This is a genomic window from Brevundimonas mediterranea (genome assembly GCF_014196125.1).
GTDB classification, from domain to species: Bacteria; Pseudomonadota; Alphaproteobacteria; order Caulobacterales; family Caulobacteraceae; genus Brevundimonas; species Brevundimonas mediterranea.
Genome location: NZ_JACIDA010000004.1, coordinates 96,684 through 122,208, shown reverse-complemented (window position 1 = coordinate 122,208; position 25,525 = coordinate 96,684). Strand labels below are relative to the sequence as shown.

21 protein-coding genes and 1 tRNA gene are annotated in these 25,525 nt (G+C 67.6%); 12 read left to right on the top strand and 10 right to left on the bottom strand.

Going from position 1 to position 25,525, the window contains the following annotated elements; all coding sequences use genetic code 11:
- Positions 1–23: 23 nt before the first annotated feature.
- Both GGR11_RS16165 and GGR11_RS16160 read left to right on the top strand, forming a co-directional pair.
- Entirely contained in the window at positions 24–1,379 is a 1,356-nt protein-coding gene (locus GGR11_RS16165; RefSeq protein ID WP_183198731.1) for an NAD(P)/FAD-dependent oxidoreductase, read from the top strand.
- Positions 1,376–2,155: a DUF1365 family protein gene (locus GGR11_RS16160; RefSeq protein WP_183198729.1), complete on the top strand. Its 780-nt coding sequence runs from the start codon at positions 1,376–1,378 to the stop codon at positions 2,153–2,155. The genes GGR11_RS16165 and GGR11_RS16160 overlap by 4 nt, the downstream gene beginning before the upstream one ends.
- A 5-nt stretch (positions 2,156–2,160) precedes the next feature.
- On the opposite strand, the gene GGR11_RS16155 is transcribed toward GGR11_RS16160, so the two are convergent.
- Together GGR11_RS16155 and GGR11_RS16150 are read right to left on the bottom strand one after the other, a co-directional pair.
- A complete protein-coding gene (locus GGR11_RS16155) occupies positions 2,161–2,613 on the bottom strand; it encodes an EF-hand domain-containing protein (RefSeq protein WP_183198727.1) in 453 nt (150 codons plus the stop codon).
- A gap of 111 nt (positions 2,614–2,724) precedes the next feature.
- The gene (locus GGR11_RS16150; protein WP_183198725.1) at positions 2,725–3,222 is read right to left on the bottom strand and encodes a hypothetical protein; all 498 of its coding nucleotides are present in this window, start codon (positions 3,220–3,222) and stop codon (positions 2,725–2,727) included.
- 149 nt (positions 3,223–3,371) lie between these two features.
- Here GGR11_RS16150 and GGR11_RS16145 point away from each other — a divergent pair, with 149 nt between their 5' ends.
- Together GGR11_RS16145 and GGR11_RS16140 are read left to right on the top strand one after the other, a co-directional pair.
- Entirely contained in the window at positions 3,372–4,076 is a 705-nt protein-coding gene (locus GGR11_RS16145) for a response regulator (protein ID WP_183198724.1), read from the top strand.
- The gene (locus GGR11_RS16140; protein ID WP_183198722.1) at positions 4,073–5,395 is read left to right on the top strand and encodes an ATP-binding protein; all 1,323 of its coding nucleotides are present in this window, start codon (positions 4,073–4,075) and stop codon (positions 5,393–5,395) included. The genes GGR11_RS16145 and GGR11_RS16140 overlap by 4 nt, the downstream gene beginning before the upstream one ends.
- Here the strand turns inward: GGR11_RS16140 and GGR11_RS16135 are convergent, their stop codons facing one another.
- Positions 5,396–6,301 carry a LysR family transcriptional regulator gene (locus GGR11_RS16135; protein ID WP_183198720.1) on the bottom strand — a complete coding sequence of 302 codons (906 nt, stop codon included), beginning with the start codon at positions 6,299–6,301 and terminating at the stop codon, positions 5,396–5,398.
- Between the two features lie 91 nt (positions 6,302–6,392).
- Between GGR11_RS16135 and GGR11_RS16130 the strand changes: the two genes are divergently transcribed.
- Positions 6,393–7,370 carry an NAD-dependent epimerase/dehydratase family protein gene (locus GGR11_RS16130; protein WP_183198718.1) on the top strand — a complete coding sequence of 326 codons (978 nt, stop codon included), beginning with the start codon at positions 6,393–6,395 and terminating at the stop codon, positions 7,368–7,370.
- A gap of 38 nt (positions 7,371–7,408) precedes the next feature.
- On the opposite strand, the gene GGR11_RS16125 is transcribed toward GGR11_RS16130, so the two are convergent.
- Positions 7,409–7,483: transfer RNA gene (locus GGR11_RS16125), tRNA-Val, on the bottom strand.
- A 138-nt stretch (positions 7,484–7,621) separates the two neighbouring features.
- On the bottom strand, positions 7,622–7,978 hold the full coding sequence (gene cpdR / locus GGR11_RS16120) for a cell cycle two-component system response regulator CpdR (protein ID WP_166621901.1): 357 nt from the start codon (positions 7,976–7,978) through the stop codon (positions 7,622–7,624).
- 114 nt (positions 7,979–8,092) lie between these two features.
- Here cpdR and GGR11_RS16115 point away from each other — a divergent pair, with 114 nt between their 5' ends.
- On the top strand, positions 8,093–8,917 hold the full coding sequence (locus GGR11_RS16115; protein ID WP_246331960.1) for an N-formylglutamate amidohydrolase: 825 nt from the start codon (positions 8,093–8,095) through the stop codon (positions 8,915–8,917).
- A gap of 256 nt (positions 8,918–9,173) precedes the next feature.
- Here GGR11_RS16115 and GGR11_RS16110 read toward each other — a convergent pair whose 3' ends face one another.
- Positions 9,174–9,857 carry a DUF599 domain-containing protein gene (locus GGR11_RS16110; RefSeq protein WP_183198714.1) on the bottom strand — a complete coding sequence of 228 codons (684 nt, stop codon included), beginning with the start codon at positions 9,855–9,857 and terminating at the stop codon, positions 9,174–9,176.
- A 127-nt stretch (positions 9,858–9,984) separates the two neighbouring features.
- Between GGR11_RS16110 and ppa the strand changes: the two genes are divergently transcribed.
- The 3 genes from ppa (at position 9,985) to hslU (ending at position 14,743) form a co-directional block, all read left to right on the top strand.
- On the top strand, positions 9,985–10,545 hold the full coding sequence (gene ppa / locus GGR11_RS16105) for an inorganic diphosphatase (protein WP_183198712.1): 561 nt from the start codon (positions 9,985–9,987) through the stop codon (positions 10,543–10,545).
- 1,740 nt (positions 10,546–12,285) lie between these two features.
- A complete protein-coding gene (locus GGR11_RS16100) occupies positions 12,286–12,834 on the top strand; it encodes a hypothetical protein (protein WP_246331958.1) in 549 nt (182 codons plus the stop codon).
- Between the two features lie 607 nt (positions 12,835–13,441).
- Positions 13,442–14,743 (top strand): ATP-dependent protease ATPase subunit HslU, encoded by a 1,302-nt coding sequence (gene hslU, locus GGR11_RS16095; protein WP_183198708.1) that lies wholly within the window; start codon positions 13,442–13,444, stop codon positions 14,741–14,743.
- On the opposite strand, the gene GGR11_RS16090 is transcribed toward hslU, so the two are convergent.
- Positions 14,733–16,034 carry a YihY/virulence factor BrkB family protein gene (locus tag GGR11_RS16090; RefSeq protein WP_221205364.1) on the bottom strand — a complete coding sequence of 434 codons (1,302 nt, stop codon included), beginning with the start codon at positions 16,032–16,034 and terminating at the stop codon, positions 14,733–14,735. The genes hslU and GGR11_RS16090 overlap by 11 nt on opposite strands.
- 80 nt (positions 16,035–16,114) lie before the next feature.
- Between GGR11_RS16090 and prmC the strand changes: the two genes are divergently transcribed.
- Together prmC and GGR11_RS16080 are read left to right on the top strand one after the other, a co-directional pair.
- Complete coding sequence (gene prmC / locus GGR11_RS16085; RefSeq protein ID WP_183198706.1) at positions 16,115–17,029, top strand: peptide chain release factor N(5)-glutamine methyltransferase; 915 nt, start codon at positions 16,115–16,117, stop codon at positions 17,027–17,029.
- A 92-nt stretch (positions 17,030–17,121) separates the two neighbouring features.
- Positions 17,122–18,279: a zinc-dependent alcohol dehydrogenase gene (locus GGR11_RS16080; protein ID WP_183198703.1), complete on the top strand. Its 1,158-nt coding sequence runs from the start codon at positions 17,122–17,124 to the stop codon at positions 18,277–18,279.
- 505 nt (positions 18,280–18,784) lie between these two features.
- Here GGR11_RS16080 and GGR11_RS16075 read toward each other — a convergent pair.
- From GGR11_RS16075 to GGR11_RS16065, 3 genes are all read right to left on the bottom strand, one after another.
- Positions 18,785–19,864 carry a hypothetical protein gene (locus GGR11_RS16075; protein WP_183198702.1) on the bottom strand — a complete coding sequence of 360 codons (1,080 nt, stop codon included), beginning with the start codon at positions 19,862–19,864 and terminating at the stop codon, positions 18,785–18,787.
- Positions 19,865–20,015: 151 nt separating this feature from the next.
- Positions 20,016–22,604, bottom strand: coding sequence for an ATP-dependent chaperone ClpB (gene clpB / locus GGR11_RS16070; protein ID WP_183198700.1), 2,589 nt, complete (start codon positions 22,602–22,604; stop codon positions 20,016–20,018).
- A gap of 202 nt (positions 22,605–22,806) precedes the next feature.
- Positions 22,807–23,451, bottom strand: coding sequence for a LysE family translocator (locus GGR11_RS16065; RefSeq protein ID WP_183198698.1), 645 nt, complete (start codon positions 23,449–23,451; stop codon positions 22,807–22,809).
- Positions 23,452–23,589: 138 nt separating this feature from the next.
- Here GGR11_RS16065 and GGR11_RS16060 point away from each other — a divergent pair, with 138 nt between their 5' ends.
- Positions 23,590–25,482, top strand: a complete 1,893-nt coding sequence (locus GGR11_RS16060) for a BCCT family transporter (RefSeq protein WP_246331955.1) — start codon at positions 23,590–23,592, stop codon at positions 25,480–25,482.
- The last annotated feature ends 43 nt before the right edge of the window (positions 25,483–25,525 follow it).

Genomic DNA, 25,525 nt, shown 5'->3' with positions numbered 1-25,525 from the left:
GTAGCCCGTCGTGCGGAGCCTTTATGCCCTTGTCGTCCCCTTCCAGCGAGACCGGTCCGCGCCTGCGGATCGCCGTCGTGGGCTCGGGGATCGCCGCCCTGTCCAGCGCCTGGCTGCTGTCGAAGCGCCACGACGTGACGATCTATGAACGCGACGACCGGCTGGGGGGCCATTCCAACACCGTGGACGTCCGCACCCCGACCGGCGAGACCGCGGTGGACACCGGCTTCATCGTCTTCAACGACGCCACCTATCCGAACCTGATCGCCCTGTTCGCCCATCTGGGGCTCGAGACGCGGGCCACCGACATGTCCTTCGCCGTGTCTCTGGATCAGGGCCGGTTCGAATACGCCGCGCCCGCCCTGTTCGCCCAGCGCCGCAACCTGTTCCGCCCGCGCTTCTGGTCGATGCTGAAGGAGATCCTGCGCTTCTATCGCTCGGCGCCCGGCGGCATGGCCGCCCTGGGCGACAGCGACGTGACCCTGGGCCAGTATCTGAAGCGCGAGGGCTTCAGCGAGGCCTTCCGCGACGACCACCTGCTGCCGATGGCCGCCGCCATTTGGTCGTCGCCGGCCCATACGCTGATGGATTATCCGGCGGAATCCTTCCTGCGCTTCTGCGGCAACCACGGCCTGCTGAAACTGGTCGGCCGGCCCCTGTGGCGCACCGTCGTCGGCGGCAGCCGGGCCTATGTCGAGGAACTGGCCCGTCAGGTCGGGGCCGGGCAAAAGGGCGACGCAGTCCGGCTCCGGCGCGGGGTGGACCAGGTCCAGCGCGTCGACGGCGGCGTCGTGGTCCACGACACGACCGGCGCCCAGGACCGGTTCGACCATGTCGTCATCGGCGCCCATGCGGACCAGGCCCTGGCCATGCTGGCGGCCCCCACCCCGCAGGAGCGCGACCTGCTGGGCGCCTTCCGCTACAGCCGCAACCTGACCATCCTGCACACCGACGCGGGCCTGATGCCGAAACGCCGGCGGGCCTGGGCCTCGTGGAACTATATCGGCGCGGACGGCGGCCTGTGCGTCACCTACTGGATGAACAAGCTGCAAGGCCTGCCGGGCCAGGACCTGTTCGTCACCCTGAACCCGCCACGTCCGCCCGCCGCCGGAACCCTGTTGCGCAGTGAACTGTACGAGCATCCGATCTTCGACCCCGCCGCCATCAAGGCGCAGAAGTCGCTGTGGAGCCTTCAGGGCCAGGGCGGCGTCTGGTTCTGCGGCGCCCATTTCGGGGCCGGCTTCCACGAGGACGGGCTTCAATCCGGCCTGGCGGTGGCCGAACAGCTGGGCGGGGTGCGTCGTCCCTGGACCGTCGAGAACGAGAGCGGCCGCATCCATCTGTCCTCACCCTCTGTCCAGATGGAACGGGCGGCGTGACAGATTCGGCCCTCTATGTCGGCAGGGTGTTTCACGCCCGCCTGCGGCCGACGCCGCACCGGCTAAATTACCGCGTCTTCTGGCTTATGCTGGACCTGGCCGAGATCGACGCCCTGGACGCGCGGCTGAAGACCTTTTCGCGCAACCGGTTCAACCTGCTGTCCTTCCACGACCAGGACCACGGCGACAGCTCGGAACGCCCGCTGCGTGCCCAGATCGAGGCGCGGCTGGCCGAGGTCGGGGTGGACGTCGGCCGGGGCGCGATCCGCCTTCTGACCATGCCGCGCGTCTTCGGTTTCGTCTTCAACCCGATCAGCCTCTATTACTGCCATCACGAAGACGGACGGCTGGCCGCCATGGTCTATGAGGTCACCAGCACCTTCGGCGAGCGGCGATCCTATGTCCTGCCCGTCCTGGCGGCCGACGCCCAGGCGGGCCGGTTCCGGCAACAGACCGACAAGCGCCTGTATGTCTCGCCCTTCATGGACATGGGCATGAGCTATGATTTCAAGGGCCAGACGCCGGGCGAAACCCTGGGCCTGGCCATCAATGGTTCGGACAGCGAGGGCCTGCTGATCGCCACCAGCATGAACGGCGCGCGCCGGGCCATGTCCGACCGCGCCTTGACCGCCGCCGCCCTGTCCATGCCCCTGCTGACGCTGAAGGTCGTGGCCGCGATCCATTGGGAGGCGCTGAAACTGTGGCTGAAGCGCGTGCCCCTGACGCGCAAGCCCGCACCGAGTCAGGACGTTCTGGACCTCCGACACCGGGGCTAAGGGCCTCAACCGCCCAAGGTCATGGCGCGCGCCAGATCGGCGATCTCGTCTCGGGTGACGAAGCCGTCGCGGTTGCGGTCGGCGGCGGCGAAGCGTTCGCCGTTCAGGGCGCGGAACTCGTTCAGATCGACGGCGCGGTCGTTGTTGCGATCGATGGCGCGCAGCTTCCGAATCTGGTCGCGGCTGGGGCGCCGCTGCGGCGCGGGGGCGCCGTCCGGGCGCAGGGCGCGCAGTTCGGACATCGTCAGACGGCCGTCGCGGTCGGCGTCGGCCCGGGCGAACCGACCCTCGCGCGCCGCATCGAACTCGACCCGCGACAGACGGCCGTCATTGTTGACGTCCGCCTGCTGAAACAGGGCGCGGCCGGCGTCGGCCGGGGGCCGGGTCTGGGCGGGGGCAGGACTGGCTGTTGCGACGATGGCGGCGGCGATCAGGGCGGAGAAGAAGAGGGTTTTCATCGTGACCTCTATCAGGAGAACAGGGGCCCCGGCCGCAGGGGGCATGCGGCCGGGGCGACGGGCGGTGAACAGGATGAAGAACTCCGCCCGAACTGGGAAACAGGGACAGGTTCAGTAAGGGCGAGTGACCGTCGAACTGCGCGAGGCGCCGCTATTGGTGACCGCCGAGCGGTTTACCGTGGATCCGTTCTCGTCGCGCGAGGCGTCGACCTGGCGGTTGTAGCCATAGCCGTTCGAGGTCTGGACCGAGGAGTCGTGGCTGTAGCCGTCTTCGCCGGACGAAACCGTGCTGGTCCGGGTCTGGGTGTTGCCGGCAGGGCCGGTGTGGACGGCGGTCGTGGCGTAGCCGTCGCCGGTGTCCACCGTGGTGCGCGAACGCCCGCTGGACCAAGCCTGGCCATCGACCGTGCCCGAGCGGGACACTGAGGTCGAGCCGGGGCTGCGGTAGATGCTGGAGCTGCTGGCGGCGCTGTGATTGGCGCCGCTGACGCTGCTCGAGCGTTGGCGTGATCGCGACTGGGCCTCAGCGCTGTCGGCGATGGCGGCGACGCCCGCCACGGCCAGAAGACCGGATACGGCGGCGATGATGAAGGGACGATGGGCGGTCATGGGCAGGTTCCTTTTTCAAAGGTCCGGCCTGTTCCGGACGACTGCAGACTGACAGACCCGACCGCCAGGGGTGTGTCGCGACGGCGCCTGCGCGTAACAGCATGTATCCCCCACTGGCGTGGCGAAGGGGGTTGCGCCAAAGCTTGGCCATGACGACGGTTCTGATACATCTGGTCGAGGACGACCCGGAAATCCGCGATCTGGTCTGCGCCCTGCTGGCGCGCGAGGGCTTGGAGTGCGCCGCCTTTCCTGACGCCGCCGCCTTCTGGGCGGCCTGGACGGTTCGGCGCCCGGACCTGGTGATCCTGGACCTGATGATGCCGGGAGAGGACGGCCTGTCGGTCTGCCGCCGCATCCAGGGCGCGGTCCCGGTGCTGATAGCCTCGGCGCGGGGCGAGCCCCTGGACCGGGTCGTCGGGCTGGAGGTCGGGGCCGACGACTATATAGCCAAGCCGTTCGAGCCGCGCGAGTTGGTCGCCCGCGTCAAGGCCCTGCTGCGCCGCCGCGATCGGGCCGAACCCCGGCCCCCGGCCCGTCATCTCGCCTTCGACGGCTGGCGCCTGGACCTCGCCTCGCGCGCCCTGACCGACGCGGAGGGTCGGGCGGTGGAGTTGACCGGCGGGGAGTTCGACCTGCTGGCCGCCTTCGTCAAACGCCCGCAGCAGGTCCTGTCGCGCGACGACATCATGGACGTGCTGAAGGGGCGTCAGGCCGACGTCTTCGACCGCTCCATCGACATCCAGGTCTCGCGCCTGCGCCGCAAGCTGGGCGACCATCCCCGCGAGCCCCGCCTGATCCGAACGGTGCGCAACGCCGGCTATCTGTTCACCGCAGACGTCGAGGTCCAGTCGTGAGACGGTTGGGCCTCGCCAACCGCCTGACGCTGACGCTGGTCCTGGTCGTGGTGGCGCTCCAGGCGGTCAGCGTTTTGGGCCTGCTGCGGTTTCAGCGCGGCGATCAGGATGAATGGCGCCTGCCCGTGCCGGTGCGGATCGCCGCCGCCGCCGCCGCCCTGGATCGCACGCCGTCGCAGGAGCGGGACGACCTGCTGGTGGCCCTGAACGGCGACGCCACCCGTTTCTTCATCGCCGAAGGGGTTCCAGCCGGCTACCGCGTGCGCGGCGGCCCCCTGCCCTTGCTGTTGCGCAGCTATGGGGCGGCGCTGGCGGCGCGCGACGTCCGGCTGCTGGTTCCCGAAGATCGCCGCCGCTTCAGCCCCCAACTCCAAGGGCGGCAGACCGCCGTCTATGCGGTGTCGGTGGCGCTGGCGGACGGCCAGAGGCTGGTGGTCGCGCCGGGCCTGGGGCAACGTCGCCGCAGCATGGCCATGGCCGCCCTGGTGTTCAACCTGCTGGTCGGGCTGACGGCCGCCTTTCTGGTGTGGCGGATGGTGCACCGGGCGACCCGCGACCTGCAGGCCATCGCCGACGCCTCCGACCGTTTCGCCGGCGATCTCGCCGCCCCGCCGATGGACGAGACCGGCCATGCCGAGGCCCGACGCGTGGCCTCGGCCTTCAACCGCATGCGGGCGCGCATCCAGGCTCTGATGGGCGAGCGGATGCGGATGCTGGCGGCGGCGGCGCACGACCTGAAGACCCTGATGACGCGACTTCGACTTCGGGTCGCCCTGATCGAAGACCCGGACCAGCGGGCGCGGGCGGACCGGGACGTGGCCCTGATGGCCACCTTGATCGAGGATGTTCTACTGGTCGCGCGCGGCGAGGAAAGACCCGCTGTCCTCGCCCCCGTCGATGTCGCCGAACTGGTGACGGAGCTGGTGCGGGAACGCGCCGCCCTGGGCCAGGCGGTGACCCTGGGACGGCTGGAGACAGGGCGGGTCCAGGCCGACACGGGCGGCCTGCGCCGGATTCTCGAGAACCTGATCGAGAACGCCGTGACCTACGCCGGTTCCGCCGAGGTCGGCTTCGAACGCGACGACGACCGCTGGCGGCTGACGGTCGTCGATCACGGTCCCGGCCTGTCGCCGGCGTTCGAGGCCCAGGCCTTCGAACCCTTTGCGCGGGGCGAGGCGTCGCGCAGCCGCGAGACCGGCGGTTCCGGTCTGGGCCTGGCGATCGCCCGTTCCCTGGCTCAGCAGATGGGCGCGAGCGCCCGCCTGGAGACCACGCCCGGCGGCGGCCTGACCGCCGTGGTTCTGTTCAAGGCCGACTGACTACCGCGCCGAGGATCCGACGATCCCCGACATACCCTCGACCAGGGCGTCGAAGACGGCGCGGCAGCGGGCGTTTCCGCGCAGATCCTCGTGCATGACGATCCAGGTCTCTAGTTCGATGTTAAAGGCGTCGGGCAGGACGCGGACCAGGTCGGGCTCGCGCGCTGCGACGGCGGTCTGACATATCCCGATCCCGAACCCGGCGCGGATGGCCGCCAGTTGGGCCACGTCGCTGTCCACCCGCAGAGCGAAGGCGTCGCGGCTCAGCGCTGGATACTGCTGGATCGCCGCCCGGATCGCGGGGGTTTCGACATCATAGCCGATCAGGTCGTGATCCTTCAGGTCGGCCAGGGTCCGGGGCGTCCCGCGTCGCGCCAGATAGTCGCGATGGGCGTGCAGGCCGATGGTCAGGGCGCCGATATGGCGCGAAACCAGGGCCTGCTGCTCGGGCCGAACCATGCGAACGGCCACATCGGCCTTGCGCTGCAACAGGTCGTCCAGGGCGTTGGACGGCGACAGCTCCAGCGCCAGCCCCGGATGGGCCTGACGCATCCGGGCCAGTACGGGCGGCAGGTGTTCGACCGCCACCACCTCGCTGGCGCTGATCCGCACCGTGCCGGAGAGGGCGCCGCCTTCGCCCCCACCTTCCGCTGTGCGGCGCAGGGCGGCCGAGGTCGCGGCCAGCCGCTCGGCCAGGGGCTTCAGCTCCAGGGCCGCGTCGGTGGGGGACAGGCCCCGGGGCGTGCGCAGGAACAGCTTGGCGCCCAGGGCCGTCTCCAGGGCGTCGATATGGCGGGCGATGCTGGGCTGGCTCATGTCCAGACGCCGCGCCGCGCCGGAGAGCGACCCCTCGCGCAGCACCGCGTGGAAGGTGCGGTACAGATCCCAGCTCGGCTCACTGTTCATTGTTTTTCGTATAGCAGGTGCAGAGTTTTCGACAATTCCGTTCAACCCGCGTTCGGTCGATAACGGCGTCATCAACCGGATGGAGCGCGACATGACGACGAAATCAGCCCTGGTTCTGGGCGCCACGGGCGGCGCGGGCGGGGCGGTCGCCGCGCGGCTGCTGCAGGCGGGATGGTCGGTGCGGGCCCTGAATCGCCAACCTGAGGGCGTGCGCGGCGACGCCCGGATCGTCTGGATCAAGGGCGATGCCATGTCGGCGGCGGACGTCGCGGCGGCGGCCGAGGGCGTGTCCCTGATCGTCCATGCGGTCAATCCGCCCGGCTATCGCAACTGGGACACTCTGGTGCTGCCCATGCTGGACAACACCATCGCGGCGGCCGAGCTGAACGGGGCGCGGATCCTGCTGCCCGGCACGGTCTACAACTACGGCCCCGACGCCTTCCCCGATATTGCTGAAGACGCGCCGCAGCACGCCAGGACCCGCAAGGGCGGCATCCGGGTCGAGATGGAGCGTCGCCTGAAGGCCGCCGCCGATCGCGGCCGGGCCAAGGTGCTGATCGTCCGCGCCGGCGACTTCTTCGGGCCGGAGGCGGCCAATAACTGGTTCAGCCAGGGCCTGGTCAAGGCCGGCGAGCGGCCCACGGCGATCACCTATCCGGGCAAGCCCGACGTCGGCCACCAGTGGGCCTATCTGCCGGATGTGGCGGAGGTGATGGTGCGCCTGATCGAGCGCGACGACCTGGAGGCTTTCGCCCGCTTCCATATGGAGGGCCAGTGGGACGCCGACGGAACCCAGATGACCGGCGCCATCCGCCGCGTCCTGGCCGAGCCCAACCTGCCGATCAAGCCCATGCCATGGCTGGTGATGCATCTGGCCGCGCCCTTCGTGCCGATGATGCGCGAACTGGCGGAGATGGCCTATCTGTGGAAACGCCCAGTTCGCCTGACCAACGCCCGGCTGGAGGCCCTGATCGGCCCCGAACCGCGCACCCCGCTCGACGAGGCGGTGCGGGCCACCCTGGCGGGGATCGGCAGTCTGGAGCCCGTCCATGCGGACAAACGCCCGTAGAAGCGATGGGCGCAGCGCACAGATTGTAAAAGGAGAAATGGTGGACGCGACAGGGATTGAACCTGTGACCCCCTCGATGTCAACGAGGTGCTCTCCCGCTGAGCTACGCATCCGCCGTAGGGCCCCGGGAAAGCGCCCCGGGGCGGGAAGAGCGGTCGTATAGCGGCCCGGCCTGGCGGCATCAAGCCGATTTCACGGCCAGATTACGATTTTTGGGAGAACGGCGTTAAACGCGCCGCTCAGGTTCAGCGTCAGGCCGCGACCATCCGTTCGACTTCGCTGACCAGGTCGCGCAGATGGACCGGCTTGGACAGGACCTTGGCCTGGGGCGAAGCCTGGGCGGCGGTCAGGGCGACGGCGGCGAAGCCGGTGATGAACATGATGCGCAGGCCCGGCTGGCGGGCGGCGGCGACGCGCGCCACCTCGATCCCGTCGGCGCCGGGCATGACGATGTCGGTCAGCAGCAGGTCGTAGGGGCCGTGTTCCAGGGCGTCGATGGCGTCGTCGCCGTTCTCGCAGTCGATGACCTGATGCCCCGCCCGCTCAAGCGCCCGGGTCAGGAAGCCGCGAAGCGAACTGTCGTCTTCGGCCAAAAGGATGCGCGCCATTCGAGAACTGCCCGTTGAATCAGGGAGGCAACCTAGGCCGACAAGCGTAAACCGGCGATGAAATTCACCGGTCGAACGTCTTCCTTCCACAGCGAAACCCGTTATGCGGGGATCATGACCACGGACGGGGCCAGTTTCGCGATCACCCGGCCGCCCGTTGCGGCGCCCGAAACGGCCCTGGTCTTCGCCTCGCCCCACTCGGGCGAGACCTATCCCGACGACATGGGGGCCGTCGCCGGACTGGCCCGCGCCAGCCTGAAAAGCGCCGAGGACGCCCTGGTCGGCGCCCTGGTGCGCGAGGGCCCGGCCCAGGGGGCGCCCCTGATCGAGGGGCGGATCGGCCGGGCCTATCTGGACCTGAATCGCGACCCCGGCGAACTGGATCCAGACCTGGTCGTCGATGCGGACGGGCCGGTCGGGGCCAAGACCCGGGCCGGGTATGGCGTCATCCCTCGACTGTCGGGCGACGGCCTGGCCCTGTACGACCGGCGCCTGTCGCTGGCCGAGGCCCAGGCGCGCATCCGGACCGCCCACGCCCCCTATCACACGGCCCTGGCCGAACTGATGGAGCAGACGCGGGCGCGGCGGGGCCGGGCCGTGCTGATCGACTGGCATTCGATGCCGACGCGGGCGGTGGGGGCGGAGGTGGTGCTGGGGGACCGGCACGGGTCGTCGTGCCAGGCGCGGCTGACGCGGCGACTGCGCGACCTGTTCGAGGGACTGGGGTGGCGGGTGGCGCTGAACCATCCCTACGCCGGCGGCTGGTCCACCCAGGTCTGGGGCCGGCCGGAGGACGGCTATGAGGCGATCCAGATCGAACTGAGCCGCAAACTGTATCTGGACGAGGCGACGCAGACGCCCAACGCCGCCCACGCCGCGACCCGCAAGGCTCTGAACCGCGTCATCGCCGCCCTGTGCGCCGAAAACTGGGCGGCCTGACACCGGGAGACTGATCGACGATAAGACGAAAAAAAAGCCGCGCCCGGAGGCGCGGCATAAAGTCTATAGGGAGGAAACGCCCAGGAAGGGCAAGACGCCCGGAGGCGTCGAAGGTCAATCTAGGTTGCGATGCACAATCGGTCAAGCGCTGCGCGCGGTTTTCGGGTCACGGCATGTTACGCAATTACGGCGTTTCGCCCCAATTCGACGCACTGGGCAGGAGAGGACGTCCCCTGTCGCACCTGCAAAATAACCATCATTCACCCAGCAGGCGCCGCGCATTTCGGATGGCGCGGGCGGCGGGCGACGCCTCCTGGCGATAGATCAGCAGGCCGAAGGACGAGGCCACGCCCAGGGCCAGCCACAGCGGACCGAACAGCCAGGCCGCCGCCGCCAGGGCGAAATAATAGCCCCGGACCCCCTGGCTGAACGAACTGAGTGCGGGATTCAGCAATTCGGCCGCCGCCTCGCCGAACGCCTTGCGGTCGACCTCCTTGTTGATCTCGGGCGCCGCGCCGATCAGGGCCAGGGTGTAGTTCATCTGGCGCAGGGCCCAGATGAAATCCAGGAAGCCCCGCGTCAGGCAGATCAGCACCAGGGCCAGCTTGGCCTCCAGGATCTTGATCGGCACATTGTCCGCCCCGACGGCGGCGAAGCCTTCCAGCTTGCTCTCGCCGCCGAACAATATCCCCCCCACCGCCGCGATCAGCAGCAGATTGGTCGAGGCGAAGAAGGAGGCCGAGTTGATCGAATGGCCCATCAGTTGGCTGTCGACCAGCCGCAGCTCGCGGTGGGTCATGGCCGACATCCAGACCCGGCGGACATGGCTCATGTCGTCGTTCAGCGAACCGCCGTGGCGGCCGATGAACTTCAGGATCGGCGCATAGCCGAGCCAGCAGATGAAGAAGAGCGCCAGCGCGGCCCAATCAACCCAGGTCATCGCGCGAATTGAGCCCAGTCGCCGCTGTGGCGCAAGTCCGCCGACTCAAGTCGCGCTTGCCGAGGCCGCGCGCGCGTCCTATCACGCGCGCCTCACAGAATTTCGCAGACGCAGCAAAGATCCCGCCATGAACCTCGACGCTATTCCGGTCGGCCCGAACGCTCCCTGGGACATCAACGTCGTCATCGAAATCCCGCAGGGCGGGCTGCCGGTGAAGTACGAGATGGACAAGGAATCCGGCGCCCTGTTCGTCGATCGCTTCCTGCACACCGCCATGTACTATCCCGGCAACTACGGCTTCATCCCGCACACCCTGTCGGACGACGGCGACCCCTGCGACGTGATCGTGCTGAACCCGACGCCGGTCGTGCCGGGCTGCGTCATCCGCTCGCGCCCCATCGGCGTGCTGATGATGGTGGACGAGGCCGGCGGCGACGAGAAGATCCTGGCCGTGCCGGTCGACAAGCTGAACCCCTATTACACCGACGTCGCCAGCTATCGTCAGCTGCCGGCCATCCTGATCGAGCAGATCGAACACTTCTTCACCCACTACAAGGATCTGGAGAAGGGCAAGTCGGTCACGGTCAAGGGCTGGGGCGACGCCGGCGAGGCCGCCGAAATGATCGCCAAGGGCATGCAGGCCCACCAGGACAAGCTGGCCGCCAAGAAGGCCGGCAAGGCCGCCTGATCCAGGCTCTCGTCTCCTCCCCCTCCGGGGGAGGTGGCGCGGCGCTTCTCCATCGCCGTGACGGAGGGGGCGCGACCGCAAGACCGGCGCATCTGCGACGCCCAGCCCCTCCCCTTCCCCCCGCCACGCCTGCCCTCGCGCTCGCTTAGGCCAGGCCCATGGATCTCCTCCCGCCCGAAGGAGACGGGCGCGCGCCAAGGTCTGCTTTCCGACCTGCCGTCGATTTCGCAAACCGACCCATTGCGGACATTGCACACCCGGCTACCATGTCCACATGGCGAAAGCGGAACGATTGGCGCAGCAACTGGACGGTTTGGAGCGCGAGTATCGCTCTTGCCTTGAAAGGGCGCTTACGGACTGCGCGGCGGGTCGATGGGGTCTTTTCGGTCATAACGACCACACCGGCTCAATGAGACCGCCACCAGAGCTTAATGAACTGCGGGCACTCGCGCGCACCATTGATCGGCTACGCGAACGGATTGGCGATGGCCCATTCCAACTCCATCAAGAGTTCGAAGCCGCGCGTGGCAGAGCTGGTCAGAACGACCCAGGTGAGCCCAAGCAAGCCGAGTTCTGGCTGCGACAATTAGCAAGCGCGTAGGTCAGCTTCCCACCCCTCGGCGTCATCGGGCGCGTCCGGTTTCTGCGGAGGTGCGGATAGCCGCTCCCGACCCGTTGCGGACTTTCGCCCTTGTGATTTTCCGAGTTGCACTATCGCTGCGTCAACCGTTTGGGCAGCGGAGATACCCTCGGACGGCGTAGTAGCCGACGGTCGTGGCGTCTCTTGGTTGGCCGATGGTGCTGATCTCGGCGTAGGACCAGCACCGTTCCGGATCGACAGTTGCCGAAACCGCAGTCGGAAGCCAGTGAACGCGTTGTCCGCAGATGCCGTTTTCGGTAACCCGGGGTTTCGGGATCTCTACCAGCAAGCCCTCCGCAGTGCAGAAGCTCAACGGCGCAATATCTGGATTGCTCCTCCGACTGGCCACCGTTTGCGGGTGGGTTAGCGTCTGTTCCGCAGCAAGAGCGCGGTGCGCCGATTCAAAGCTGCTCGGCAACGGACTGTATGTCACGGTGGGGACGCATGATGCGAGCCATAGGGTAGCCGCCACTAAAAGCATCCGGCTGCCAAGGTTGCCTTTGCGTCTCATCAGTTCTGCCTTTGCCATTGAAACCGTAGCTGGTGGTTGATCCGGCTATCACCCTAGCCGAAGCTCGGCGTATCCGCCCGCCTTTGGCGTCGAAGCCCAGGACTGAAATCGACCCGTTGCGGACCTAAACGGCGACCCCTTTGCGGAGCCAGAAGCCTTCCCAACCCGTGGGTTCAGGGTGCTGCGCCGCGTAGGTTTGCTTGTGAGCTTCGCTTTTCCGCTCGAACCAGTCGTCGAAGGAAATCCAGTAGTCTTCGCCATAGCCCATTCGCCAGCCGATAGAGCCAAGCGGTATCTCGGGGTGCTTTTTCCAAGGCGGGACCATAACCCGATGGTGGCCGAAGGTGCCGCGAAGTCAATGTCCGTCCCCCACCCCTAGCGGCAGTTCGGCGCGTCCGCTTTTGGGCTGTGCGGCTGATGTCCGCTTTTCGCGCGGGTGTCGATGTCGTGGTCCGACCCGAAGCAGACATCGGGAACCGCCCCCCCACGGCCATTCGACAGGCCTGGTTTGCGCCTGATCAAGGCGGCCGCCGGAACTGTCGTGCGATCAGAACGCTGTGTCTTCTATAGTCACGCTTGGAATGGTCCTTTGAAATTCGCCTGTCCCCTCGTCGTCGCGCCAATCCTGGCCTTGGGCCTATCCGGCCTTGGGGCCTGCGCCTCCATGCCTGGCCTATCGGGCGTCGAGCTGAACCGGGATCAAGCGTCCCAAGGCGGAAAGACTTTTGGCGAGGGCGTGGGCCAGGCGGCGACGGCTCCACTGGACGATCTCAACCTGCGGCGACAGGAGGTGCCGGAGGTTCTGATCACCGCGCGCCGCGCCCCCTATGCGACGGCGGGCCTTCAGCGTTGCTCGGCCGTCGTCGCCCAGATCGACGCCCTGGACGAGGCCCTCGGCCCGGATGTCGATCAGCCGACGCCGGCGACCGGCACGGGCGACCAGGCCGCCAATGCCGCGCTCGACATGGTTCGCGACACCGCCACGGATTTCATCCCGCTGAGGAGCTGGGTGCGTCGCCTGTCGGGCGCGGCGGCCCATGACCGGGAGGTTCAGGCGGCGATCCGTGCAGGCCTGGTCCGCCGCGGCTTTCTCAAGGGCATCGCTCATCAGCGCCGCTGCACGCGGACGGCGGGATAATCACTGTTCGGAGGGAAGCGGATCGGCATCCGGCGGAAAAGGTCCGGCAAGCGCCGGGACCGGTCACGCCCGACCTGTCTGAAAGACGATATTCCGCTCTTGGCGCCGATGTCGGCTTCCGGGCGTGACGCCTTTGGCCGGCGTCGGCCCGTTGCGGACCTTTGCCTTAATGACACCAGCCAATCGCAGGGGCTCGACGCGCACGAGGCGTTTCGGGCCTCCGCCGTGCTCGCACGTCGGCGAAGACGCCAGCCATCCTAATTCCGAAAATATGCTGTCGGTAAAACAACCGCCTGACTTGAAATTCAGCCCCCAACCACCCGCCCGTTCCAGCGGGTCTATACTCCCGGCCGTCCGTAGCGAAAGGGAGGCCCGTTCATTGCACCATCGTACACACTGCACGGTTATCGCGGGCGTAGTGCGATTTCCCCCGCCCCGATTTCAGACAATTCATACTATTCAGACGCTGTTTTTTCGCCGCACAGTCTGAAATCCTCCGCCGCCTCCGGGACAATCGACGAAGGGGGATGGAGTCTGGTCTCGCTCCGGAACGCCCCGTCGGCCCCGCCCCCTCCCGCTCGGCTTCCCGACCCCCTATCTGCATCCCATGACTGACCTCTCCCCCCGCGAAATCGTCTCCGAACTGGATCGCTATATCGTCGGCCAGGACGACGCCAAGCGCGCCGTGGCCGTGGCCCTGCGCAATCGCTGGCGTCGCAAGCGCGTGCCCGAGGATCTGCGTGACGAGGTGACGCCCAAGAACATCCTGATGATCGGCCCGACCGGCGTCGGCAAGACCGAGATCGCCCGGCGGCTGGCGCGGCTGGCCGGTTCGCCCTTTCTGAAGGTCGAGGCGACCAAGTTCACCGAGGTCGGCTATGTCGGCCGCGACGTCGATCAGATCATGCGCGACCTGGTCGAGAGCGCCCTGGTCATGGTGCGCGACCGCCGACGCGGCGAGGTGCGGGCGCGGGCCGAGGGTGCGGCCGAGGACCGGATCCTGGACGCCCTGGTCGGTCCCGGCGCCGGCCCGGCGACGCGCGACAGCTTCAGGAAGAAGCTGCGGGCCGGGGAACTGGACGACAAGGAGATCGAGATCGCCCTGGCCGACACCGCCTCGCCGATCCAGGGGCTGGACATCCCCGGCGGCGGGGCCGTGGGCCTGCTGAACCTGTCGGAGATGCTGGGCAAGATGGGCGGCGGCCGCACCAAGACGGTCAAGCTGACCGTCCGCGACGCCACCGGCCCCCTGATCGCCGAAGAGGGCGACAAGCTGCTGGATCAGGACAGCCTGACCAAGGAGGCGCTGATCCTGGCCGAGAACGAGGGCATCGTCTTCCTGGACGAGATCGACAAGGTGGCGGCCCGTCAGGGCGCATCCGGCGCCGACGTGTCGCGCGAGGGCGTGCAGCGCGACCTGCTGCCCCTGATTGAGGGGACCACCGTCTCGACCAAATACGGGCCGGTGAAGACCGACCACGTCCTGTTCATCGCCTCGGGCGCCTTCCATGTGGCCAAGCCGTCGGACCTGCTGCCCGAGCTTCAGGGGCGGCTGCCGATCCGGGTCGAGCTGAAGGCCCTGACGCGCGACGACTTCAAGCGGATCCTGACCGAGCCCGAGGCCAATCTGATCCGTCAGAACCAAGCCCTGCTGGCGACCGAGGACGTGACCCTGACCTTCACCGACGACGCGGTCGAGGCCCTGGCCGATGCGGCGGTGGCGGCCAACTCGGCCGTCGAGAACATCGGGGCGCGGCGGCTTCAGACCGTGCTGGAGCGGGTGCTGGAGGAGACCAGTTTCAAGGCCTCGGACCTGGCGGGCCAGACCGTGAACTTCGACGGGGCGGCGGTGCGCGACAAGCTGAGCCTCCTGACCAAGGACGTCGATCTGAGCCGGTTCATTCTTTAGCGGCGGCCTCGCGCTCGCGGCGGTCCCGGCGGCGCATCAGCCGGTCGGCGACCGCCTCGGCGTGGCGCTGGGTGAAGGCCAGGGCGGCGGGATTGCCCCGCTTGGCGCCGATGCTGTCGGCCACCTTGGCGCCCCGCTCGCCGATCGGCATGGCCTTGCCCGTGGTGGTGTCCAGGGCCGTCTGATGCTCGATCTCGGCGTTCAGCTCGGCCCCCATCAGGATCACCTGGACCGACAGCCAGGTCCACAGCAGGAAGCCCATCATGGCCGCCAGCGGGCCATAGGAGTCGGTGCGGACGAAGTTGGTCAGATACCAGCTGAACACGAAGGAGACCGTCAGGCTGACCACCGCCGCGAAGATCGCCCCCGGCGTCAGCCAGCGCCAGCGCGCCTTCTGCCGGCACGGCCCGAAACGGTAGATCAGGGTCAGGGCGGCGACATAGCCGACCAGCAGCAGGGGCCAGCGCAACAGGGCCAGCAGGCCCCATTCCTCCTGCAGTCCGAACAGCCCCACCACCACCGGCACCCCGACCACCAGCAGCGAGCTGAACAGGACGGCGGCCACGGCCCCCAGGGTGAAGCCCATGCACAGCAGGTTGTAGCGGACGATATTGCGCCGCTCGACCTCGTGATAGGCGATGTTCAGCCCGTAGAAGAGCACCTTGACCGCGCCATTGGCGGTCCACAGCGACAGGGCCAGGGTCCAGATCAGGGTGAAGGTCAGCTGGCCGTTCGAGTTCTGGGCCAACCGCTCCATCTCGCCGCCCAGGAAGGCGGCGATGCTGCTGGGCATGACGCCGTACAGGAACTGAAGCCTGCTCCAGGCGTCGGCCGGATCGGCAAACAGGCCGTACAGGGTGACGAACGTCCCCAGCAGGGGAAACAGCGACAGCAGGGTGAAGAAGGTCACGCCCCCGGCGACGAAGCCGACCCGGTCGCCGAAGTAGGAGCCCCCCGTGCGCCACAGGATGTCGCTCCAGCCCTTGTGCGGAATCTGTTCGGGCCGTTTGGCCAGGCGGCCGCGACCGGGCTCCTTGAGGTCGTAGTCCTCGGGCGTCGGGGGTTTGGGCGGCAGGGGTTCGGGACGGGGCGGCCGCAGCTCCAGCCCGACCTTGTGGCCCTGGGTGTAGAGCAGATGCGCGGCCCCGGCGCCGGCGGCCAGGCCGCCCGCCGTCGCGGCGACGAACTTCCACAGGCGGTCCAGTCCCCCGGCCGCTGCGCGCCCGCGCCGCGCCTGGGGTCTTTGGATCGCGGGGCGGCGGTTGCGGAAAGGCGGTTTGGGCTTGGACATCACCACGCCAACGGCCAAGCTGGCGCCGCGTTCCCTCGGCCCGGCTTGAAATCCCGGCCGCGAAGGGCCAATCACCCGGCATGACCACCGAGCCCCTCTCCCCCAAGCCGTCCGACGGCGCCGCCACCCTGCTGACCGTGTGGAAGGCCGCCCAGGCCCGCCTGAAGGGCGGACGCATCGACAGCCCGGCCATCGACGCCCGCCTGCTGCTGGAGGCCGCCGCCGGCGCCAGCCGTATGGACATTCTGACCGATCCCTATCGCGTCGTCACGCCCGAGCAGCAGGCCGAGTACGAGGCCATGGTCGACCGCCGCCTGCGCCGCGAGCCGGTGTCGCGGATCGTCGGCAAGAAGGGCTTCTGGAAGATCATGCTGAACGTCACCCCCGACGTCCTCAGCCCCCGCCCCGACACCGAGACCATCCTCGACATCGCCCTGCTGGCCTTCGCCAAGACCCAGGCCTTCAGCATCGCCGACCTAGGCACCGGCTCGGGCGCCATCCTGCTGGCCCTGCTGGCCGAGCGGCCGGCGGCCCAGGGGGTCGGCACCGACATCTCGACCGAGGCCCTGGCCGTGGCCAAGGAGAACGCCGCCAACCTGGACCTGAACGAGCGCGCCGCCTTCCTGAGGACCGAATGGGCGGCGGGCTTCGGCGACGCCGGCTTCGACCTGGTGGTGTCCAACCCGCCCTATATCCCGACCGACCACATCCCGACCCTGGACCCCGAGGTCCGCGACCACGACCCGCACCTGGCCCTGGACGGCGGCCCCGACGGGCTTCAGGCCTATCGCGACCTGGCGCCCGAGGTGAAACGGATCCTCAAGCCCGGCGGCGTCTTCGCCGTCGAGATCGGCTGGGACCAGGGCCCCCAGGTCAAGGCCCTGTTCGAGGCCCAGGGCTTCGCCGACGTCAAGGTGATCAAGGACCTGGGCGAACGCGACCGCGTCGTCACCAACGGCCCGGACCCCCGCACCAATCCGATCCCGCAGGAGTGATCGCCCACGGCAAGGCTTTGATTTACAAAGCTTTGCGCTAGGAACTCCCGCCCCGCCGCCGGATTGATCCCCCTCAGAAAGGGAGATCCGACATGAAGGCGTTGTGCTGGCACGGCAAGGGCGACATCCGTTGCGAGGAGGTGCCCGACCCCACGATCGAGGACGGCCGCGACGTCGTCATTCGGGTGACGAGCTGCGCCATCTGCGGCTCGGACCTGCACCTGTACGGCGGCTTCGTGCCCGGCATGAAGTCCGGCGACGTCATGGGCCATGAGACGATGGGCGAGGTCGTCGCCGTCGGCAAGGACAACCAAAAACTCAAGGTCGGCGACCGCGTCGTGGTGCCCTTCACAATCAGCTGCGGCGACTGCGACTACTGCCGGCGCGGCCTCTATTCCCTGTGCGCGCGGTCCAATCCGAACGGCGCGGAACAGGCCAAGATGATCGGCTATCCCACCGCCGGCCTGTTCGGCTACAGCGAGATGTACGGCGGGTTCGCCGGGGGCCAGGCCGAATATCTGCGCGTCCCCTATGCCGACGTCGGCCCGATCAAGGTGCCCGAGGGCCTGACCGACGACCAGGTCCTGTTCCTGTCCGACATCTTCCCGACCGGCTGGATGGCCGCCGAGAACGCCAATATCCAGCCCGGCCAGACGGTGCTGGTGTTCGGCTGCGGCCCCGTCGGCCAGTTCGCCATCCGCAGCGCCTTCATGATGGGCGCCGAACGGGTCATCGCCATCGACCAGGTGGCCGAACGGCTGCAGATGGCCCGCGACGCCGGGGCCGAGACCCTCGACTTCTCGGAAGGCGATCTGCAGGCGCGGATCAAGGACATGACCCACGGCGTCGGCCCGGACGCGGTGATCGAGGCCGTCGGCCTGGAAAGCCACGGCTCCGGCAGCCTGCTTGAAAAGGTCCAGGAGACGGTGGCCGGCAAGATGGAGCGCCCCTACGCCCTGAACGAGGCCATCATCGCCTGCCGCCCCGGCGGGACCATCAGCCTGCCCGGCGTCTTCGTGGGCGGCGTGCCGACCATGATGGGCGCCTTCGTGGCCAAGGGGCTGACGCTGAAGACCGGCCAGACCCATGTGCAGAAATACCTGGAACCCCTGATGCAGAAGGTGGTCGACGGCCAGATCGACCCCAGCTTCCTGATCACCCACAAGATCGGGCTGGAAGACGGGCCGGACGCCTACAAGACCTTCCAGGGGAAGGCGGACGGCTGCATCAAGGTGGTGATCAACCCCTGACGCCGGTTTCAGACTCTGGACGAAAAAAACAGTGTCTGAATCGTATGAATTGTCTGAAATCCGCCCTCTCCGATGACGCCGCTGGTCCGATGCCGACGAGCGGCGTCATCATCTCATGGTTTCGGACCCTGGGAGGGAAGAGGGCGTGATTATGCGTCAGGGCGTTGAAAACGAACGGGTTCGTCGGCGGAATTAGGTGCGCGGGCGCCGGTGCGGCGTCCAGAGCCCCTCCACCCCCGCGCAAGCGGCGCGGCGGTCCCCCTCCCCGCAGGCGGGGAGGAGACGGTGCGACGGCCCTTGCCTTTCTCCTCCCCATGAAATGGGGAGGTGGCGCGACGCGAAGCGGCGTGACGGAGGGGTTCTAAACCGCATCACCAGCCCGTCACCCTCCGGCGCGTCCGGAGGGCCCACAAGTCCGCACAGAGCATGGCGGACGTTGCATCAGCCGCCAATAACGGACGAAGCGCTCATCCGTCCGCTTCGCCGCCACCTCCTCCCGCATCTACTAATCAAAGCTACGTTTTGCGGCCTCGACAAACATGTTGGGCCGCCATCCCTTCAGAAGCCTGTCGATTACGAACGTATCAAAGGCCGAGAGCCCCACACCTGCCGCCGTGCCTATGCCGCTACCGCCGGTTAACGCGTCGATCCCAGCGCCGGAAGCAGTGAAAAACGCAAACCGAACAGTTGCAACGGGAAGCTTATCAGTAATGGCGTCTTTCGCGATCGCCGCATGATATTCTGTGAGAACATCCGCGTCTGGAGAGAGACCTACAAGCCATTCCCGAAATTTGGTTGATCGATCAATTAGCCGCAGCGCGTCCTCAAACGAGATTGCTCCCCTATTGTAGGCATCGGCCAAGCCTCCGGCGCCTTCGAAAACGACAGTTTGGAAACCTTCAATCTGCTCAGCGCTGCGATGTGCCCTTTGGAGCGACAAATCAATCCTGTGGATCGCGAGATCTCTAATTTCTGATGACCCGACTAAATCTGTTGATTGCCGCTGGGATATGGTCGCATCGATTACATAGTCTTGCAGCGTACTGAGGACATTTCCCCAACCGAAATCTGGATCGCGCCCGATCAAAATGTGAGGCTCAATGTCCGAAAGGATGAGTATTTCGCCATCGAAATTGTGAGCCTCGATTTTCAGGTTGGCGATTGCGGATTGATCATATTCTCGGGCAGATAACTCTGCCTCCATGGCTAAAGCGATCCGGAGCGTTTGAGTGTCCGTGGCTAGAGAACCGAATCTCTCGTCAACGTATTTTTGTCCTCCCAACATTTTATCGTAGTTGGCTACCGAGACGCGACTAAGGATGGGCTGCAAATCTCTGATCTTTAGACCCTGAAACCTCTCTTGGCTTTTCAGCATATTGAAAGCGAGTTTGAGTGGCCTCTCATCATTAGGGTCATCTCCAAGGAGCTTCCCAAACACCGAACGATGCGTCTTCATCGTTCCTTTCGAATTAGCGACCACGGCGGGGAACTCGCCGGTGAACGTTGCAGTGATGTCGTCGTGTTTGAGAAGCGTCTGAAGTCTCTTTAGACCAAGAGCCATCGCCAGACCGGAGAAAGACTGCATGTCCAAAACAAGGTGAACCCTTCTGTAGTAAAGAAGGGATTCCAATATTCGGCCAACATCATAGTTTCCGCGCGTTAAGCCCGGGCGTCGAATTGTAGCAAATTCTAGCAAGACGCTTTCCTCGACCTACCCGTTATGGAGCATCTCGCCCCTAATGCACCTGCGCCTTCCCGATCTCCAACCCGCCCTCGCCGGCCGTCACCGCAATCACCCCGCCGTCCTCGATCTCGCCGGCCAGCAGCTTGCGCGCGATCGGGTCCACCAGTTCCTTCTGGATCACCCGCTTCAGCGGCCGCGCGCCATAGGCCGGGTCGTAGCCGCGGTCGGCCAGCCAGGCCAAAGCCGCGTCGTCGAGGGACAGGTTCAACCGGCGGTCGGCCAGCAGTTTCTCGAAGCGTGACAGCTGGATCCGCACGATGCCGCCCATCTGTTCGCGGCCCAGGCGGTGGAACAGGATGATCTCGTCGATCCGGTTCAGGAACTCGGGCCGGAAGTGGGCGCGGACGGCGTCCATGACGAAGGGGCGGACGGCTTCGACGTCGTCGCCCTCGCCCTGTTCGGCCAGATACTGGCTGCCCAGGTTGGAGGTCATGATGATCAGGGTGTTGCGGAAGTCGATGGTGCGGCCCTGGCCGTCGGTCAGGCGGCCGTCGTCCAGCACCTGGAGCAGGACGTTGAAGACGTCGGGGTGGGCCTTTTCGACCTCGTCGAACAGGACGACCTGATAGGGGCGGCGGCGCACGGCCTCGGTCAGGGCGCCGCCCTCGTCATAGCCGACATAGCCGGGAGGGGCGCCGATCAGGCGGGAGACGCTGTGCTTCTCCATATATTCGGACATGTCGAGCCGGGTGATGGCCGCTTCGTCGTCGAACAGGAACTCGGCCAGGGCCTTGGTCAGTTCGGTCTTGCCCACGCCGGTCGGGCCCAGGAACAGGAAACTGCCCAGCGGTCGGTTGGGGTCGTTCAGGCCGGCGCGGGCGCGGCGCACGGCGTCGGAGACGGCGGCCAGGGCCTCGTCCTGACCCACGACGCGGCCGCCCAGGGCCTCTTCCATCTTCAGCAGCTTCTCGCGCTCGCCCTCCAGCATCTTGTCGACCGGGACGCCGGTCCAGCGGCTGACGACGGCGGCGATCTGTTCGGCGTCGACGACCTCGGGGGTCAGGGGACCCTTTCCGCTGGTCTCGTTGGCCTCGGCCTCGGCCAGTTGTTTTTCGATCTGGGGGATCTGGCCGTAGGCGATTTCGGACGCGCGGCCCAGGTCGCCGGCGCGCTGGGCGTTGGTCAGTTCGAGGCGCAGGCGGTCCAGGGTTTCACGCAGCTGGGCGCCCTGGCCGACCTTGTCCTTTTCGGCCTTCCACTGGGTGGTCAGGTCGTCGGACTGGCCTTCCAGATCGGCGATCTCGTCCTCCAGCTTTTCCAGCCGGTGCTGGGACGCCTGGTCGGTCTCCTTCTTCAGGGCCTCGCGTTCGATCTTGAGCTGGACCAGGCGGCGGTCGATCTCGTCCAGGGCCTCGGGCTTGGAGTCCACGGCCATGCGGACGCGGCTGGCGGCCTCGTCGATCAGGTCGATGGCCTTGTCCGGCAGGAAGCGGTCGGTGATGTAGCGGTTCGACAGGGTGGCGGCGGCGACGATGGCGCTGTCGCTGATGCGGACCCCGTGGTGGACCTCGTACTTCTCCTTCAGGCCGCGCAGGATGGAGACCGTGTCCTCGACGGTCGGTTCGGCGACGAAGACCGGCTGGAAGCGGCGGGCCAGGGCGGCGTCCTTCTCGACGTGTTTGCGGTATTCATCCAGCGTGGTGGCGCCGACGCAGTGCAGTTCGCCGCGCGCCAGGGCGGGTTTCAGCAGGTTGGAGGCGTCCATAGCGCCGTCGCCCTTTCCGGCGCCGACCAGGGTGTGCATCTCGTCGATGAACAGGACGATGCCGCCCTCGGCCGCCGAGACCTCGTTCAGGACGGCCTTCAGCCGCTCCTCGAACTCGCCGCGGTATTTGGCGCCGGCGATCAGGGAGCCCATGTCGAGCGCCATGACGGTCTTGTCGCGCAGGCTCTCGGGCACGTCGCCGTTGACGATGCGCAGGGCCAGGCCCTCGACGATGGCGGTCTTGCCCACGCCGGGCTCGCCGATCAGGACAGGGTTGTTCTTGGTGCGACGGGCCAGGACCTGGATGGTGCGGCGGATCTCTTCGTCGCGGCCGATGACCGGGTCGATCTTGCCGTCGCGGGCGGCCAGGGTCAGGTCGCGGGCGTAGCGTTTCAGGGCGTCATAGCCGTCCTCGGCGCCGGCGCTGTCGGCGGTCTTGCCCTTGCGCACCTCGGCGATGGCGGCGTCCAGCTTGTCGGCGCTGGCGCCCGAGGCTTTCAGCACCTCGGCCGCGACCCCGCCCTCGCGCGCCAGGGCGGCCAGCAGGCGTTCGGTGGTGACGAAGGCGTCGCCGGCGGTCTTGGAGGCCTCCTCGGCGGCGGCGAAGACGCGGGCGGTGTCGCCGTCCAGATAGAGCTGGCCCGAGCCGCCCGTGACCTGGGCGCGCTTCTTCAGCGCGGTCTCGGTGTCGGCCTCGGCGCGTTTGGCGTCGCCGCCGGCGGCGGTGATCAGATTGCGCGCCAGGCCGTCGCGTTCCTCGAGCAGCACCTTGAGCAGGTGTTCGGGGGCGAACTGCTGGTGACGGCGGGCCAGGGCCAGCGACTGGGCGGACTGGACGGCCTGTTTGGCGCGGTCGGAGTAGAGATCGAGATTCATCGTGTCGTGTCCCCTCGGAAGGCGGAAATGGTCCGACGCGCCCTTTGGGACAAGCGACGCGTCCGTTCGCTGATGGAAGTGGGTGTGTTGATCAGGCCACACAAGTGCCCCCGACGGTCGACGGTTCGCCTTGACCGGAATCAATTGCGACGGCGCCGTCTGTCGTCCCTGGCCGTCGGCCGGGCCGCAGACGCGCCCCGGCCTAGAGTCGCGTCTCCCAGGCCGTCCAGCCCGCAATCAGCACCAGGCCGCCCGCCATCAGCGCGCGCACGCTTGCGCCCTGGCTGACGGCGCCCAGACGGCTCACGCGGGCTGCGGTGACGACGATCAGACCGTGAATCGCCACGCTGACCGCCACATGGATCCCGCCCAGGGTCAGCGCCTGGGGCAAAGCCGGGCCGTAGTCCGGGCGCATGAAGCCCGGCAGCAGGGCGATATAGAACACCGCCGCTTTCGGGTTCAGCAGATTGGCGGTCAGGCCCCGCAGGAAAAGCGCACGACGACGATCACGCGTCTCGGGCGCCGGGCGGGCCGGATCGCCCTCGCCCTTCCAGGCTTCCCAGGCGAGCCAGAGCAGGAACCCCACGCCCGCCCAGCGAATGGCCTGATACAGGGCCGGCCAGGCCAGCACGATCTCGGTCAGGCCGAAGGCGGCGGCCAGCATCCACAGCATCAGCCCCAGGGTGATGCCCGCGACGGCCGCCAGCCCCGCCGTCCGCCCCTGCGACAGGGACACCAGCGCCAGCCAGCCCATATTGGGACCGGGCGTCAGCTCGATCAGGACGACCGCCGCCAAAAACGGCAGTATGACCCCCGGATCGACTGGACTGTTCGTCAGAAATTCCATTCAAGCCTCCAGTGCGATCTCTAGGCCGCGTCGGGGGGCGGGTCCAATCGCGGGGCGGTCGCCGCCGGCGGCCTTCCGCGTGGCGGGGCTGGAACCTCCAGCTTCGCCATACGCTTTCAGCCGATGCTGAAATCCAAGATGAACCCCCGCGTCTTCTGGGGCGCGAGCGCCATAGCCGGGGCCCTGCTGCTGGTGGCCCTGGTCGCGCCCGGCGCCTCGGACCTGTTCTTCGGCCGCGCCCAGGCTTGGGTGATCGACACCTTCGGCTGGTTCTATGTCTCCTCGGTCGCAGGGTTCCTGGCGGTGGCGGCCTATCTGGCCCTGGGGCCGACGGGCCGGCTGAAGCTGGGGCCCGACGACGCCGAGCCCGACTTCCCCTATGTCTCCTGGCTGGCCATGCTGTTCGCCGCCGGCATGGGCGTCGGCCTGATGTATTTCGCCGTCGCCGAACCGATCCAGCATTACGCCGCCCCGCCCGAGGCCGCGCCCGGCACCCTGGACGCCGCGCGCGAGGCCATGGTCATCACCTTCACCCACTGGGGCGTCCACGCCTGGGCCGTCTATGCCATGGTGGGGCTGAGCCTGGCCTATTTCGCGCACCGCAAGGGGTTGCCGCTGACGCTGCGGTCCGGGCTGTCGCCCCTGCTGGGCAAGCGGATCAACGGGCCGATCGGCGACGCCGTCGACATCTTCGCCATCTGCGGCACCCTGTTCGGCATCGCCACCTCGCTGGGCCTGGGCGTGTCCCAGATCAACAGCGGTCTGAACTATCTGACCGGCCTGCCCAATACGCCCTGGATGCAGGTGGGGCTGATCGCCCTGGTCATGGCGGCGGCGACCGCCTCGGTCCTGACCGGACTGGACAAGGGGGTGCGGCGACTGTCCGAGTTGAACCTGGTCCTGGCCGTGCTGCTGATGCTGTTCGTGCTGGTGGTCGGGCCGACGGGCTTTCTGCTGAAGGCCCTGGTGCAGAATTTCGGCCTGTACCTGGACCATTTCTTCATCCGCACCTTCAACCTGTACGCCTATGAGCCGCGCGGCTGGATGGCCAACTGGACCCTGTTCTACTGGGCCTGGTGGATCGCCTGGTCGCCGTTCGTGGGCATGTTCATCGCCCGGATCTCGCGCGGCCGAACGGTGCGGCAGTTCATCATCGGCGTGCTGCTGGTCCCGACCGGCTTCACCTTCCTGTGGATGACGGTGTTCGGAAACACGGCCATCAGCCTGGACATGGGCCAGGCTGCCGGCGCGATTTCGCAAGCGGTGCAGGCCGACCTGTCGACCGCCATCTTCCACTTCCTGGAGAACCTGCCGGGGGCCGCGATCACCTCGACCCTGGCGGTGCTGCTGGTGGCGGTCTTCTTCGTCACCTCGGCCGACAGCGGGTCGCTGGTGATCGACACCATCGCCTCGGGCGGGGCGGACGACACGCCGCGCTGGCAGCGGGTCTACTGGTGCACGCTGGAGGGGCTGACGGCGGCGGCCCTGTTGCTGGCCGGGGGTCTGAGCGCGCTTCAGGCCGCCACCCTGCTGGCCGCCCTGCCCTTCACCGTCATCATCATCCTGCTATGCCTGGCCCTGATCCGGCAGATGAACGCCGACCTGAAGGGCGAGACGGTCGAGACCGAGACCCCGCCGCTGGGCGAGCGGTTGAAGCGGATCTTCGCCCCGGCCAGCCGCCGCGACATCGGCCGCCAGATGCAGCGTCACGGCGCCCCCGCCCTGGCCGAAGTGCGCGAGGCCCTGGTCGCCGAGGGCCTGGACCAGAGCCGGGTCGAGGCGGACGAACAGGCGGTCTGGCTGGTCGTGCCCCACGCCGAGGGCCGCGACTTCCTGTACCGACTGGGCGCCCGGTCGCGACCCCTGCCGGCCATCACCCCGCTGGATGCGCCGGAAGGACGCCGCGCCATCGAATGGCGCATGACGGCCCAGACCGGCGAGGGGACCCGGCCGCGCGATGTGACGGGCTTCACCCGCCAGCAGATCGTCGCCGACGTGCTGGACCATCTGCAGGCCTGGCGGCTGGCCTAGAGGAGAAAGGCGCGTTAGCGTCACGCCAGTCTTCGCCGGAGCC